The 15,144-nt window shown below is 43.7% G+C and carries 11 protein-coding genes and 2 tRNA genes; 1 reads left to right on the top strand and 12 read right to left on the bottom strand.

Annotated features, from left to right (window positions below):
* Nucleotides 1-10: 10 nt before the first annotated feature.
* Nucleotides 11-478, bottom strand: a complete 468-nt coding sequence (gene rimP / locus NQ536_RS05785) for a ribosome maturation factor RimP (RefSeq protein WP_044998332.1) — start codon at nt 476-478, stop codon at nt 11-13.
* A 219-nt stretch (nt 479-697) separates the two neighbouring features.
* On the bottom strand, nt 698-1,336 hold the full coding sequence (locus NQ536_RS05780; RefSeq protein ID WP_004853080.1) for a precorrin-2 dehydrogenase/sirohydrochlorin ferrochelatase family protein: 639 nt from the start codon (nt 1,334-1,336) through the stop codon (nt 698-700).
* A gap of 107 nt (nt 1,337-1,443) precedes the next feature.
* On the opposite strand from NQ536_RS05780, the gene NQ536_RS05775 reads away from it, so the two are divergent.
* The gene (locus tag NQ536_RS05775) at nt 1,444-2,676 is read left to right on the top strand and encodes a peptidoglycan-binding protein (RefSeq protein ID WP_004853082.1); all 1,233 of its coding nucleotides are present in this window, start codon (nt 1,444-1,446) and stop codon (nt 2,674-2,676) included.
* 206 nt (nt 2,677-2,882) lie between these two features.
* Here NQ536_RS05775 and NQ536_RS05770 read toward each other — a convergent pair.
* The 10 genes from NQ536_RS05770 to pyrH all read right to left on the bottom strand — a co-directional run bounded on the left by NQ536_RS05770 (nt 2,883) and on the right by pyrH (nt 15,100).
* Nucleotides 2,883-2,954: transfer RNA gene (locus NQ536_RS05770), tRNA-Glu, on the bottom strand.
* Nucleotides 2,955-3,003: 49 nt separating this feature from the next.
* Nucleotides 3,004-3,075, bottom strand: a tRNA-Glu gene (locus tag NQ536_RS05765).
* Nucleotides 3,076-3,846: 771 nt separating this feature from the next.
* Nucleotides 3,847-8,718: a PolC-type DNA polymerase III gene (locus NQ536_RS05760; RefSeq protein ID WP_004853089.1), complete on the bottom strand. Its 4,872-nt coding sequence runs from the start codon at nt 8,716-8,718 to the stop codon at nt 3,847-3,849.
* Complete coding sequence (ispG, locus tag NQ536_RS05755) at nt 8,684-9,742, bottom strand: flavodoxin-dependent (E)-4-hydroxy-3-methylbut-2-enyl-diphosphate synthase (RefSeq protein ID WP_004853090.1); 1,059 nt, start codon at nt 9,740-9,742, stop codon at nt 8,684-8,686. Before ispG ends, NQ536_RS05760 begins: the two co-directional genes overlap by 35 nt.
* A 103-nt stretch (nt 9,743-9,845) precedes the next feature.
* Nucleotides 9,846-10,943: a M50 family metallopeptidase gene (locus NQ536_RS05750; protein ID WP_004853091.1), complete on the bottom strand. Its 1,098-nt coding sequence runs from the start codon at nt 10,941-10,943 to the stop codon at nt 9,846-9,848.
* Nucleotide 10,944: 1 nt separating this feature from the next.
* Nucleotides 10,945-12,087 carry a 1-deoxy-D-xylulose-5-phosphate reductoisomerase gene (gene dxr, locus NQ536_RS05745; protein ID WP_004853092.1) on the bottom strand — a complete coding sequence of 381 codons (1,143 nt, stop codon included), beginning with the start codon at nt 12,085-12,087 and terminating at the stop codon, nt 10,945-10,947.
* Nucleotides 12,088-12,207: 120 nt separating this feature from the next.
* The gene (locus tag NQ536_RS05740) at nt 12,208-13,005 is read right to left on the bottom strand and encodes a phosphatidate cytidylyltransferase (protein WP_004853094.1); all 798 of its coding nucleotides are present in this window, start codon (nt 13,003-13,005) and stop codon (nt 12,208-12,210) included.
* 28 nt (nt 13,006-13,033) lie between these two features.
* Nucleotides 13,034-13,762, bottom strand: a complete 729-nt coding sequence (locus NQ536_RS05735; protein WP_004853096.1) for an isoprenyl transferase — start codon at nt 13,760-13,762, stop codon at nt 13,034-13,036.
* 16 nt (nt 13,763-13,778) lie between these two features.
* Nucleotides 13,779-14,324, bottom strand: coding sequence for a ribosome recycling factor (frr, locus tag NQ536_RS05730; RefSeq protein WP_022059451.1), 546 nt, complete (start codon nt 14,322-14,324; stop codon nt 13,779-13,781).
* A gap of 53 nt (nt 14,325-14,377) precedes the next feature.
* On the bottom strand, nt 14,378-15,100 hold the full coding sequence (gene pyrH / locus NQ536_RS05725) for a UMP kinase (RefSeq protein WP_004853100.1): 723 nt from the start codon (nt 15,098-15,100) through the stop codon (nt 14,378-14,380).
* Nucleotides 15,101-15,144: the final 44 nt, after the last annotated feature.

Raw genomic sequence — 15,144 nt, 5'->3', positions numbered from 1 at the left:
TTTTATCCTCCTAATATATAAATGCTAAACGTATCATAGAAATATCTTTTCTTGATATTGTAACTTCTGTTTCATCCTCGAATTCTATGGTAACCGTAGCGTCATCATATGCCTTAAGCACACCCTCAAACTCCTTTGCACCATTTATCTTGACAAATGTCTTGATCTCAACTACCTTACCAATACTTCTCTTAAAATCGTTCTCTTTCTTCAGTGGTCTTGTAAGTCCCGGTGAACTTACCTCCAGTATATATGCATCACTGATATAATCCTCCTGATCGAGAAGGTCTCCCAATGCCCTGTTTACTATCTCGCAGTCATTTATCGTGATGCCGCCTTCCTTGTCAGCATACACTCTCAGATAATAATCACTGCCTTCCTTCACGTACTCCACATCCACAAGCTCAAGGTTGTTTGCCTCAATGATCGGAGTTACCAGTTCAACTGTCTTTGCCTCAATATCTGCTCTCTTCGTAATACGACCACCTTTCTCTTATAAGACCTTTACAACAATTAAGAGTGGGCCAAAGCCCACTCTCATGTTGCATACTATAACAATCATATTTATTGTATCATAATTATCAGATAATTCAAGTGCAAATATCAACAAATATGCCGATAAATACAGGTTTTTCCTTGTAAACATCTTGTAACTATAACGATATAACGTCATCCGCACTCTATCTTCCCCATATCATCAGCCGTTTCTTCTGGCTGCGTCCTCACGGTAATATTTATCAAGTATCTTGTTCGCTTTCTTGTCATCAAGGACACATTTGTTCGAGAGGGCTGTCTTTACGAGTTCATCGAGAGCCTCCTCCCTCAGTGACGGTGTCTTTATGTTGACATTTGCAAGCTCTGTATATGCTCCCATCTTTCTTGTGAGGGTCTCATACTCCTCTGGGAGCATCCTGTCTATCATGTTCCTGATCTGCTTCGACACTGCCTGACTGTTGCCTCCAGTCGTCACACCCACAACAAGATCTCCTCTCACGATAACTCCAGGGAAAAGGAAACTGCTGAGATCTTTGTTGTCAGCCACATTCACCATGATATCATTGTCGTTGCAGTATTTGCCTATCTTTGCATTGATCTCTGGACGTCTTGTGGCTGCCACAACTATATCCGCGTTCTGCAGGATATCAAGAGCCACGTTGCTCTCATGCACATTTATGCCCTTTAAAGCCTTTATATCATCGCATATCTTCGGAGCTATAACTGCGATCTTTGCGCCAAAATAAAGCAGTGAGTTAATCTTTCTGAGCGCTGCCTTTCCTCCGCCTATTACGATGACCTTCTTATTTTCAAGATTTATGTACATTGGGAAATATGCCATATCGATTCTCCTTCCGAATATATAAAAATAATCTGCATATATTGTAGTGAAACGACTGCCCTCTTATGCGACAGTTACGAATAGAATTATAAATGAGGAAATAGAAAATGGCAATTACAAATAACGTGGGTTCACTAAAAATTCATATTACCAACAACAATTTTTTTCCTGTACAGGGCGCATCTGTGTTCGTAAGCCCCACGGGAATTCCTGATGCGGTGTCCGAGGAGCTTGTAACCGATGAAAATGGTATCGTGATCGATGAGGAGCTTCCCGCCCCTGATGTAGCCTACAGTCTAGAGCCCGGCGACAACCAGCCCTACTCCGAATACAATGTTCTCGTAAATGCGCCCGGATATAATGAGCGCTTTGTCTCCGGTGTTCAGATATTCCCCGGTGAAAATGGCATCCAGAACATAGAACTGACCCCTGAGGATGGAAGTCCCGACTCTCCCACTGTCCTTGATGCCCACACGCTTTGGGCGGAATACCCTCCAAAGATAGCTGAGGACATTATAAAACCTGTGAATCCATCCGGAGGAATAGTTCTGAGCCGTGTCGTCGTACCAGAGACCATCGTTGTCCATGACGGTGCTCCAACCGATCCGACCGCCAAAGATTACTATGTTCCATATAAGGACTACATAAAAAATGTCGCCTGCAACGAGATATATTCAACCTGGCCAGATGCCGCGATCCGTGCAAATGTCCTGGCGATACAGTCATTTACCCTAAACCGAGTGTACACGGAATGGTATCGGGGTAAAGGCTATGACTTCACCATAACCAGCAACACGGCATTTGATCAGAAATGGGTATACAATGCGACTATATTTGAAAATATTTCACAGGTGGTCGATGAGATGTTTGCAAGCTATCTATCAAAGCCGAATGTCACTCAGCCGCTGTTCACCCAGTACTGCGATGGCAGGCGTGTGTCCTGTCCCGGCTGGATGACTCAGTGGGGCTCAAAATCCCTGGCCGACGACGGTCTGACCGCCATCCAGATTCTCCGCTACTATTACGGAGACAATCTGTACATCAACACATCCGAAACCATATCCGGAATTCCTTCATCATATCCTGGCTATGACCTCACCATCGGTTCAAGCGGCGACAAGGTATTCCAGCTTCAGCGCCAGCTCGCCCGAATAGCACTGAACTATCCTGCTATTGGCTCCATAGCTGTAGATGGAGTATACGGTCAGCACACTGCAGATGCCGTAAAGAACTTCCAACAGATATTCAATCTTCCGGCAACGGGTGTCACGGATTACAAAACGTGGTATAAGATTTCCCAGATATATGTGGGCGTTACCAAGATTGCAGAGAATGTGTAGAATTATATGTGATCTCTGTCCGTCAAACAGAGGGGTCAGGCATATGAGGTAAGGCACCTTTTACATGGATTTTACACAAAGCAGAGGGGTCAGGCACCTTTTACATGGATTTTACATATAAATGGCATGCACTTCTTTTGTTTGGTTTTTCTCTTGATGGCGCGCAACACAAAAAAAGCTGAAATCATAATGATTTCAGCTTTTAGCAGTTCGTAGGGGAATCGAACCCCTGTTTTCGCCGTGAGAGGGCGACGTCTTAGCCGCTTGACCAACGAACCATAGGTTTTATTTTTTAATTGTAGGATCTTTTAACTATTCAATCCTTAGCAGTTCGTAGGGGAATCGAACCCCTGTTTTCGCCGTGAGAGGGCGACGTCTTAGCCGCTTGACCAACGAACCTTAAGTGCTTGTTTTCTTGCCGCTTCACTTGCGACCTGTTTAATATAACAGAAACGAAACAAGAATGCAAGCACTTTTTTTATAAATTTCGAAAGAATTTTTTCAAAGAAATTTCGTAAGATTTTTGTTTGTCCTTCTTGTGTATAATGTCTTAAAGTTCTCCCTTAAAGGTCTTGCCTGTACCTGAATCTCCGTTTATCAAAGTCAGCCAGCTCTTTAGCTCTAGCTCAAACACCATATCTTCACTTTTTATCTGCATATTTTGTATCATGTCCTCACCTCATATAATTCATATAGTTTGTATTAAAGTATGCATCATTATAGTCTATTGTATTTTCCGGTTTATCCAAATAGATATTTAACATATTATTACCGTCTTGATTCCCCTCCATATATTATAACACTATGTATATCGTACCATTTTATGTGATTTTTGCATTATATTTGTAGTGTAATCTTATCCATTTTTAGAATTTCAGTTTTAAAACTTTTAATTTTAAGACTTTCCGTTTTATCCATTCACTGTTTAACCACTTTTCATTTTATCCATTTATTTATATATTAAAAAAAAGATACAATATTTCCCTGAACAGACCTTTTACACCTAGAAAGATACAAAATATTCAAATAATTGTATCTTTCAGAGGATAAACTGGCTAATATGGAAAATATTGCATCTTTTAAGCATAAAACTTATTAACTTGGAAAATACTGTATCTTTCTTGTATTTCTAAGTGCAAAACTAATCAATATGAAAAATGTTGTATCTCTTTACATAAAGTCAAACAGCGACAGCTGATTTGTCTCTGGCATTCCGTCCAGGATTCCGAGTTCGCTCATCTTCTCTATGGTACCCTTGCCTATCTTGGCACGCTCATTGATCTCCTCCTTGGAGAGGAACGGTCCCTTCTGGGCAGCCTCGTAGAGCTGCTGGGCAGCCTTCTCTCCCATTCCTTCTATGGATGCGAAGGATGGCATGATCTTGCCGTCTATTATCTGGAATCTGTCGGCTTTCGCCTTGTATATATCTATAGGGACAAAGTCGTAGCCTCTTGCGTACATCTCGAGAACTATCTTCAGATCCTTGAGCTTGCCCTCGTCCTTGGCTGATCTCTTGTTCTTGTCCACCTTGCTTATCTCATTGATATGGAAGAGAACTCTCTCCTTTCCAAAGCACATCATCTCATAACTGAAATCATCAGCTCTGATACTGAAGAATGCCGTATAGTACTCAAGCGGATAATTGACCTTGAACCATGCAATTCTCCACGCCATCATGACATATGCCGCAGCATGGGCCTTCGGGAACATGTACTTGATCTTCTGACACGACCACACGTACCAGTCAGGCACTCCGTGGGCTGCCATCTCAGCCTTCCAATCCTCCCATTTGTCACATTTGCCCTTGGCTACTATTCCTTTACGGACTTTCTCCATGATATTGAAGGCAAGTCCGGCATCAAGTCCCATATGTATCAGATAAACCATAATATCGTCACGACAACAAATGGCTGTCGATATGGTACACTTGCCCGACTTGATGAGCTCCTGTGCGTTGCCCAGCCACACATCGGTTCCATGTGCCAGACCCGCTATTCGTACAAGGTCTGAGAAACATGTAGGCTTGGCATCTATAAGCATCTGCATAGCGAAATCCGTTCCGAATTCCGGTACACCCAGACTTCCAAGCGGTATTCCGTTGATATCCTCCGGGGTGATCCCCAAAGACTTCGTGCTGTGGAAAAGCTCCATGACATCCTTGTCATCAAGTCTTATCTTCGTGGCGTCAAGTCCCGTCAGATCCTCAAGTCGCCTGATCATGGTCGGATCATCGTGTCCAAGAATATCGAGCTTAAGCAGGTTATGATCGATTGAATGGTACTCAAAGTGCGATGTGATGATATCCGATGTCACATCATTTGCCGGGTGCTGTATAGGGGTAAATGAATATATCTCCTCGTGTCTCGGGAGAACTATCATACCACCCGGATGCTGACCCGTAGTTCTTCTGACACCAGTACATCCAAGAGCCAGACGCTCCATCTCACACCTTCTCTTTGTGACTGTTGCATTCTCCTCAGCGTACTTCTTCGCGGCTTTTTCATCCATTCCGGACGCCTTGGCCTCCGCCATAAGTTCCTCTTTGGAGTGATCCTTGAAATAATTGTACACATATCCAAATGCTGTCTTTTCCGCAACACCACCTACTGTTCCCGCCTTGAATGCCTTGCCCTTGCCGAAGAGCACCTCGGTGTAGGCATGTGCCTTCGACTGATACTCTCCTGAGAAGTTCAGATCGATATCAGGCTCCTTGTCTCCGTTAAATCCAAGGAAGGTTTCGAATGGTATATCATGTCCTTCCTTTATGAGTGGTGTTCCGCAATTTGGACAGTCTCTGTCAGGCATATCACATCCGCTCATTCCAGAATACGACTTTACAAGCTCCGAGTCAAAATCTACAAAATGGCACTTCGGACATATATAGTGCGCTGACAGAGGATTAACCTCCGTGATACCAGCCATTGTAGCGACAAATGAAGAACCGACCGAACCTCGCGAACCAACCAGATATCCGTGGTCATTTGAATCCCACACAAGCTTCTGCGCAATTATGTACATAACCGCGAATCCATTTGAGATGATGGAGTGCAGTTCCCTGTCCAGTCTCTCCTGAACCTGCGGTGGAAGCTCAGGACCATATATCTGATGTGCCTTCGTGTAACATATATCAGTAAGTGTCTGATCCGAATTCTCGATTATTGGCGGTGCCTTATCAGGTCTCACTGGTTCAATCCTCTCCACCATGTCAGCTATCATGTTAGTGTTGGTTATGACTACTTCCCGTGCCTTATCACTTCCAAGATACTGGAATTCTGCCAGCATTTCCTCCGTTGTCCTGAAGTAGAGTGGCGGCTGCATGTCCGCATCGTCAAATCCCTTGCTCTTCATGATTATCGCTCTGTATATATAGTCCTCCGGATTCAGAAAATGGACATCACATGTAGCGACAACAGGCTTGTTGAACATCTCGCCAAGCTCCACTATCCTCTTGTTGTACTCTATCAGATCGTCCATGGTCTTTGGATTTCTAGTATCCCTTGTCATGAACTCATTGTTGCCAATGGGCTGTATCTCCAGGTAGTCAAACCAGTTTACCAGTCTCACTATCTCTTCATCGGGAGCATCGTCAACGATGGCTCTGAACAGTTCTCCCGCCTCGCAGGCAGATCCCAGTATCAGTCCCTCCCTGTATTTGTTGATGAGACTCATCGGCATACGCGGTCTTCTCGCAAAGTACGTAAGATGCGACTCAGAGATGAGCCTGTACAGATTGACCCTGCCGATCTCATTCTTTGCCAGGATGATACCATGGTATGTCTTGTCTTTTTTTATGGCGTCAGGTGACGTACTTCCGAGGACATTCAGATCATCCATGGTCTTGACATCCCTCTCCTTCAGCATATCAAGGAGCTTGAAGAACACCTTTGATGTAGCCTCTGCATCATCTATAGCCCTGTGGTGATGAGCATTTACTACCTTCAGTTCCTTACACACTCTGTCCAGGGTGAATTTGCCAAGCTCCGGCAAAAGTATGTGGCTGAGAGTCATAGTGTCCAGAACTGTATTGTCGAACCTCAGTCCCAGTTCCTCCGCATTCTTCTTTACAAATCCCGTGTCAAATGACGCATTGTGTGCTACCACTATGTCATCACCGCAGAACTCCACAAATCTCGGTACTATGACATCATACATAGGTGCATCCTTTACCATGTCATCGTTTATGGAGGTGAGCTGTTCTATCTGGTATGGGATCGGAACGCCTGGATTGATAAACTCTGAGAACGTGTCAACGACCTCGCCGTCCTTCACCTTGACAGCACCTATCTCTATGATCTTATTGTGTTTCTTTGAAAGTCCTGTCGTCTCTATATCAAATACTACATATTCTGAATCGAGACTCTGGTTTCTGGAATTCTTGACCAGATCTTTGAGATCATCTACAAAATATCCCTCGACACCGTATATTATCTTGAAATCTTTTCTGAGTCCCTTTGTGTGATTGGCTATAGGGAAAGCCTGAACCACGCCGTGATCGGTGATGGCTATAGCTGGATGTCCCCAGTCACTGGCACGCTTGACTATCGTCTCTATGTCTACGACACTGTCCATCTCACTCATCTTGGTGTGCATATGGAGTTCGACTCTCTTCTCCGGATATGTATCCATACGAGGCACACGGAAATCCTGTATATGCTTCATTCCGAGTACTCTGCAGATCATGACTTCCTTAGCATACGAGTCAAATTCGGCTAGGCCCTTCATCCTGTAGAACTTTCCCTTTTGTATCTCCTCACGGTAGACCTCCATATCCTCAGGGCTACAGAACATCTTGAATCCTATGGTATCCGTGAAATCCGTGATATATCCCGTAAGAATGATCTTGCCATTTCGAAGTTCCCTTTCCTCCGTGTTCATGATCTGTCCGTGAATGACTACCTCACCGATACCGTCATTGATACTGGATATCTCAAGGAGCTGTCCTTCCACATCCCTTCCGATGAACACATCGGGATCATCTGAATATCTCTTTCTCCTGCCAAACGCCTCCTTGCCCGCAGGCTTCTGTGCATTGTCCCCAGCCGTTGCCAGGGCAGCCTTTGTCTCTGTCTTTTTCTCACCAGCAGCCTTCTCCGAACTCTTGCTGACAGCAAGCTGCTCCTTTCCAACCGCCTGACCGTCAACGATTATATCGCCATGATCTCTGAGGTTACTAAGTATCGCATCTATCTTCTGCTGCTCCACAAGTGCACTCGCCCGGCGCAGCTTTTCCTTGTCAGCCTCATTAAACTCAAATGCAACATTTACATTCATGTCAAATCTGTCGTGGAACATCTCTTCCATGTAGTGCTTTATCTTGTCCGCATGGATATGGGCTATTTTACTGTCCTCTATCGCTATAGTTATAACGTCCGCATCACAATACCAGTCGCCAACAGATCTCGATATCAGCCTGTATCCAACATTACTGAATGACTTGATGTCGTAGAGAATGCTCTTCTCATACGCCCTGACTATAGCCTCAAGATTATACTGTGTAGACAGATCATAGTGTTCCCTGATCTGAACCGTGTACCGCCGCTTTCCAAATATATGCTTTCTGAGTGCCTCCTCAGCCTTCTCAATATTAGGACGGCTTATTATATGTCTTGAACTTATATCTACTCGCAGAATCTCCCTGTTCTCTATGATAACTACCCTTGTTACATATACCTCTTCCCGGAACAGTCCATCCAGTTCCTTAGGCATCTCAAGTCCGCCAAACACATCAAAAAACAGCTGCCTCTCCGGATTTTCTTTTTCGTCCGACTCTGTCTCAGCATGCTTTCCTTCAGTTTTCTCTGGCTCATCTTGCACTGATGCCTGGACTTTATCCGGAACATTCTGCACAGGAGCTTCGTTTACCGGCTGCGGCTCCATCTGCATGTCCTCATACATAAGCGACTGCATCTGTTCTTCATACATCTGCTGTTCGTACGCCATGGCATCCTGCATCTCACACGCATATATATCATCTATATTTTGTTGCCCTGTCCCCTGATATTCGTTACTATTCAATCTGATCACTCCAATTATCCAGTTCATGCTTAAGAACTGGTATAAACTCCTCTTCACTTAGTTTTCCTACAATCTGACCACGCTTTATGAGAAGGCCGCAGCCTTTTCCTCCGGCTATTCCAAGATCAGCCTCCTTAGCCTCACCGGGACCATTTACAATGCATCCCATGACCGCAACCTTGATATTTAAATTGTCGTAGTCGGATACAAGTTTTTCAACCTTATTTGCAAGTCCTATGAGATCTATCTCAGTCCTGCCACATGTAGGACATGACACAAGCTCAACGCCGCCCTTTCTGAGACCGAGCGCCTTGAGTATGAGCTTTGCAGACAATATCTCATCCACCGGATCACCTGTCAATGATACACGGATAGTATCGCCTATTCCCTCATGCAATATGATTCCAAGGCCAACTGATGACTTTATGTTTCCTCTAGTCACGGTTCCCGACTCAGTGATTCCAACATGGAGCGGATAGTCTGTCTTGTCCGCTATAAGCTCGTGAGCCTTCACACACATCATGACATCTGAGGACTTTATACTAATAACTATATTGTGATAATCGAGATCTTCTATCATCCTCACCTTGTCAAGAGCACTCTCAACTATGCCCTCAGCTGTGACTCCGCCGTACTTCTCCACCAGGTCTTTTTCGAGGGAACCGCTGTTTACTCCTACCCTTATCGGTATATTTCTCTTTTTCGCAGCCTCCACCACTTTGGCAAGCTTCTGCTGTCCGCCAATATTTCCTGGATTTATCCTTATCTTGTCAACGCCGTTCTCAATGGCCTTAATCGCGAGTCTGTAGTCAAAATGTATGTCCCCAACTAGAGGTATATGAATCCTCTTTTTTATCTCTGGAACAGCATCAGCCGCAGCCTCGTCATTTATGGTGCATCTTATTATATCACAGCCCGCTTTTTCAAGCCGTAGAATCTGTGCAACTGTAGCTTCAACATCACTTGTCTTTGTATTTGTCATGGACTGGATGAGGATCGGATTTCCCCCTCCTATAACTCTGTCACCTATGTGAATCTCTCTTGTCTTCATATATCCATAAACGCCAGTGCCGAAACGGCACCGGCGTCTTCCTCCTATAAAAATATTTATAACTTTACCTGCAATATTCTTTATTCATTAACAGACTGATATGTCAGCTGAAGAATACATTCTTTATATCATTGAACAGTATAACTACCATCAATATCATTACCAGTACGAAGCCTATCACCGTAACTATGTTCTCCTTCTCTTTAGGAACTTTCCTCCTGGTTATGAGCTCTATGAGCAGGAACAGGAAACGTCCGCCGTCAAGTCCAGGTATCGGCAGCATATTCATGATTCCAAGGTTCGCTGAGAGCAGTACTATATAGTTCATCCAGTTGAGAAGCACTGTTAGAAGATCAACCTTTGCCGCCTCCTTGAATGTGTCGTTCATGCTCTTTGCGACTCCCACAGGACCAGACACTTCATCTGAGCTTACCTGTCTGGTAACTATGAGCTTGAGACTGAGGAATGTCGCCTTCACCCAGTATCTGACCTCATATGCAGAATACTTCATCAACTCTCCAAAATTCTCCGGCAGCACATAGCCGCAACTCATTATTCCCACTTTATATCCGGAACTCGTTTTGACCGGATACACCGTCGTATCATATACAGTGCCGTCTTTTCTCTGAAGTTCCAGGTCTATCGGTGATCCGTCTCCGTATATCTCAAGATATATCTGAAGTTCCCTGAAATTCTTTATACTGCTTCCGCCTATCTTAAGTACTGTATCTCCGTCCTCTATGCCGGCTTCCTGCGCTGGATAAACTCCGCCAAAGTCCTTAACAACATCCGCGTACTCACTGTCCTGCGCCATCTCCTGATCGTACACCTGACCGATTGTCGCCGGATCCGTTCCACAAAAATGTATGAGTATCACTGAGAATATAAATGCGATGACTATATTCATAAACGGACCAGCCAGCACAACAGCCATTCTTGCCCATATTGATTTCTTGTCAAATGAGTTCTCATCGTTCTCATTCTCCTCCTCATCCTCGCTGAGCATCATGCAATATCCACCGAGAGGTATAAGTCTCAGTGAGTATTGTGTCTCTTTCTTTTTGAATGAGAAGAGCTTGGGACCAAGACCCATTGAAAACTCTTTTACGGTTATATGATTCATCTTGGCTACTATAAAATGTCCAAGTTCATGGAAAAATATTATCACGCCAAACACAAGTATTATAAGTATAATGTTCAATCTACCACCTGCTTTCTACCAATTCATATACCCATTTTTCCGTATCCAGTATCTGGGATACATCAGGATCCTCTATGATCTTATGCTCCGACATACACTCCTCTATTATCCTGTATATGTCAAGGAACTTTATCCTTCTGTCTAAAAACTTTGCTACTGCACATTCATTTGCCGCATTGAACACAGTAGGCATTGAACCGCCCTTCCCTATAGCATCGTACGCATATTTAAGTCCCTTAAATGTATCCATATCCGGTTTCTCCACGAGGATTGAATTCATCTTCCAGAAATCCAGCCTGTCTCCCGCAAGATATCTCCTCTCAGGATAAAACAGTGCATACTGTATCGGAAGTTTCATATCCGGTGTGCCAAGCTGCGCCATAACCGCGCCGTCCCGGTATTCTACCATAGAGTGTATGATACTCTGAGGCTGCACAACCACCTGTATGTTGCACGGATCGACATCAAAAAGCCATTTTGCCTCTATAACCTCAAGACCCTTATTTACCATCGTAGCTGAGTCTATGGTTATTTTTCTTCCCATGCTCCAATTTGGATGCTTGAGTGCATCCTCCACCTGCACATGTGACAGGAATTCTGTATCCTTACCTCTGAAAGGTCCTCCTGATGCAGTAAGAAGTATCTTAGCCACATCACCGTGTACATTTCCCTGAAGGGACTGGAATATCGCTGAATGCTCACTGTCAACAGGGAGTATTGACACGCCTTTTTCTTTTGCAAGAGGCATGATGATGTGTCCCGCTGTGACCAGAGTCTCCTTGTTTGCAAGAGCTATATCCTTGCCTGCATTTATCGCCGCGATGGTTGGTCTTATTCCTATCATACCAACTATTCCCGTAACCAGGATATCCGATGACTGAAGCTCTGCTATCTCTATAAGTCCATCCATACCAGACACTACCTTTATATCTGTGTCGCAAAGATTCTGCTTAAGGACTGCTGCATCTTCCTCGCTCCATATACCGATGATCTCCGGTCTGAACTCCCTAGCCTGTTTCTCCAGAAGCTTTATATTCTTTCCCGCTGCAAGTGCCACAATATTTAAATCATCATTTGCTCTGGCTATCTCCAGAGTCTGGGTTCCGATGGAACCGGTGGATCCGATTATCGCTGTGTTCTTCATATTTCCTCCTGTACACTCCTGATACGATCAGGACATAAATAGGCAGCATCCAGTGAACTCACTGGGCACTGCCCATTATTTACAAACATTTATCCATTACTGCAATACGATGATAATATATTACAGCAGATACATCAATAAATAATAGATTATAGGTGCTGTAAATATTATACTGTCAAATCTGTCTAATATTCCACCATGACCCGGGATAAGCTTTCCGTAATCCTTGATGTCATTGTTTCTCTTTATTGCCGATGCTGCCAGATCACCTATGACTGCAGGAAGTGCTCCGACAGCTCCAATCACTGCAAAAAGCAACGGTGCATAGTTCATTTGTTCTACATATGAGTTGAACAGTATACCAAATACCGCTCCAAATATACCGGCTCCCATTATTCCGCCGATCAGTCCCTCTATGCTCTTCTTCGGGCTGAGTACAGGCGCCATCTTGTGTTTGCCGAGTGCTCTGCCGACAAAATACGCACATGTGTCATTTATCCATGAACTGACAAATATGAGGAGCACCAGAACAAGTCCATGCTTCATATCTCTTATCAGATACACAAATGACAACATGACACTCACATAGAAGAAATCCATAAACGATGCCATGATCTGTTTATCAGAATATGTTGGGAATGTGAGTACATACACAGCAAGCATAACCAAAAGATATATCACCATCATAGGGATTATTATATCCATACGCTGAAGATATATTGCCACATAATAGAAAATCGTTGCTAGATAACATACAATCCCCGGCAGCTTTCTGTTGACTCCATATACCCTAAGCAATTCCATATTACCTATAAGTGACACAAGTCCCATGAATGCACATGTGACTGCACCGCCAAAATACAATGTGACAGCAAGTATCACCACCAGCACCGCTCCACTTATAACTCTCTGTTTCATTATATAATATCCTCCGGATCACTGATATCTATTTTGCATCTCCGAATCTTCTCTCTCTCTTGTTGTAATATCTGACCGCCTCAACGAGAGAATCCATATCAAAATCCGGCCACAATGTGTCTGTGAAATAAAACTCCGAATATGCAAGCTGCCATGGCAGGAAATTTGAAGTCCTCTCCTCACCACTGGTCCTTATAAGCAGGTCCGGATCAGGAACTCCCTTAGTGTCAAGATAATCTGCAAACAACTTCTCATCGATATCACCGGCCTTAACCTTTCCGTCAGCCGCATCATTCAATATCTTCTTCGTCGCTCTGACTATCTCATCTCTTCCGCCATAATTTATTGCAATGTGGAACTGAAGTCCGGTATTATTTGCTGTCGCTCTCTCAAGATCATTCATTTTCTGGACGATATCCTCTGGAAGTCCCTCTCTCTTGCCTATGAGATTGACTTTCATATTCGCATTGTTTGACCTCTCTATACTGTCAACCAGATATTTTCTGAAAAGGTTCATTATACCTGTGACTTCCTCAACTGACCTTTTCCAGTTCTCAGTAGAAAATGCATATACCGTAAGGTGCTTTATACCCAGCTTGTCACAGTTCTCACATATCGCCTCAAGAGCTTTCGCACCCTCAGCATGTCCATAATTTCTTGGAAGAAATCTCTTTTTTGCCCATCTGCCATTTCCATCCATTATAACCGCAACATGTTCTGGCACATTGAGCAATTCTCCGTTAATTTCTCTCTTCATATTTTCTCCGATATCCCTATACAGTCATTATTTCCTTAGACTTTGCTTCAACAGCCTTGTCTATCTGTCCAACATACTTGTCTGTGAGCTTCTGTATCTTATCTTCGTTGTCTGCAAGCTCATCCTCGCTGATGTCTCCACTCTTCTCCATCTTCTTGATAGCATCATTTGCATCTCTTCTGATGTTTCTTATTGCAACCTTTGCAGCCTCACCCTTCTTCTTGATATCCTTTACGAGTTCTTTTCTTCTATCCTCTGTAAGCTCAGGGAAGTTGAGGATGATATTTCTTCCGTCATTGTTCGGTGTGATTCCTATGTCTGAATTCATGATAGCCTTCTCTATCTCCTTAACAAGTGATGGCTCCCATGGTGCGATCATAAGTGTTCTTGCCTCTGGAACTGTTATGTTGGCAAGCTGCTGCATAGGTGTTGGAACGCCATAATACTCAACCCTTAACTTGTTGAGTATATTAGGGTTCGCTCTTCCCGCTCTGATTGTTGCATACTCTGCTTCAAGATTGTCAAGTGACTTCTGCATCTTCTCTTCGTACTGTGATAACATTACTCTCATTCCTCCTGAAATATATATTGATCTCTTAATTTATTTTATTGAAACTATTCTGCTCTGACGTATGTTCCTGTGAATCCCCCTGTAACAGCCTTCACTATACTGTTCTCATCACCAAGTCCAAAAAGCATCATAGGCATCTTGTTCTCCATTGCAAGAACCGCTGACGCAAGATCTATAACGCCAAGCTTGTTGTCCACGATATCGCTCATCTTCATCGAATCATACTTCTTTGCATTTGGGTTGGTCTTCGGATCGCTGTCGTAAACTCCGTCGATAGCCTTACCGGACAGGATAACATCTGCGCCTACCTCAATCGCCATGAGTACTGTAGCCATATCTGTTGAGAAATATGGATGACCTATTCCACCGGCAAAGAAAACCACATCTCCTTGCTCCATATAATCTATTGCCTTATCCTTATCAAAAAGCTCTGTCATGTTTCCACAGATAAATGGTGTCATGATATGAGTCTTTATACCGCAGCTTCTGAAACTATCCGCTGTGTAAATACAGTTCATGACTGTGGCAAGCATTCCTATAGAATCTGCCTTTACTCTATCCATATTATCAGATGTTCTTCCTCTCCAGAAGTTACCTCCTCCGATAACTACGCACACCTGTATGCCCTTGTCAACGATCTGCTTTACCTGATTTGATACATCCTTTACTGTTGTCTCATCAAATCCGTGCTTCTTGTCACCGGCAAGTGCCTCACCGCTCATCTTGAGAAGTATTCTGTCCATCTTGATATTATTAGCGTTCTCCATAATGCATATCCATCCTTTGCAATATTATAAATGTTATATTTCAT

This window comes from Coprococcus eutactus, assembly GCF_025149915.1.
GTDB classification, from domain to species: Bacteria; Bacillota; Clostridia; order Lachnospirales; family Lachnospiraceae; genus Coprococcus; species Coprococcus eutactus.
The sequence above is the reverse complement of the archived record's forward strand: the minus strand, read 5'-3'. Positions and strand labels throughout refer to the sequence as shown.

Excerpts from the sequence above, each read along its gene's own strand:
- NQ536_RS05780 (WP_004853080.1), bottom strand. The coding sequence starts at position 1,336 with ATGGCATATTTCCCAATGTACATAAATCTTGAAAATAAGAAGGTCATC.
- NQ536_RS05775 (WP_004853082.1), top strand. The coding sequence starts at position 1,444 with ATGGCAATTACAAATAACGTGGGTTCACTAAAAATTCATATTACCAAC.
- NQ536_RS05760 (WP_004853089.1), bottom strand. The coding sequence starts at position 8,718 with ATGAACTGGATAATTGGAGTGATCAGATTGAATAGTAACGAATATCAG.
- ispG (WP_004853090.1), bottom strand. The coding sequence starts at position 9,742 with ATGAAGACAAGAGAGATTCACATAGGTGACAGAGTTATAGGAGGGGGA.
- dxr (WP_004853092.1), bottom strand. The coding sequence starts at position 12,087 with ATGAAGAACACAGCGATAATCGGATCCACCGGTTCCATCGGAACCCAG.
- NQ536_RS05740 (WP_004853094.1), bottom strand. The coding sequence starts at position 13,005 with ATGAAACAGAGAGTTATAAGTGGAGCGGTGCTGGTGGTGATACTTGCT.
- NQ536_RS05735 (WP_004853096.1), bottom strand. The coding sequence starts at position 13,762 with ATGAAGAGAGAAATTAACGGAGAATTGCTCAATGTGCCAGAACATGTT.
- frr (WP_022059451.1), bottom strand. The coding sequence starts at position 14,324 with ATGTTATCACAGTACGAAGAGAAGATGCAGAAGTCACTTGACAATCTT.
- pyrH (WP_004853100.1), bottom strand. The coding sequence starts at position 15,100 with ATGGAGAACGCTAATAATATCAAGATGGACAGAATACTTCTCAAGATG.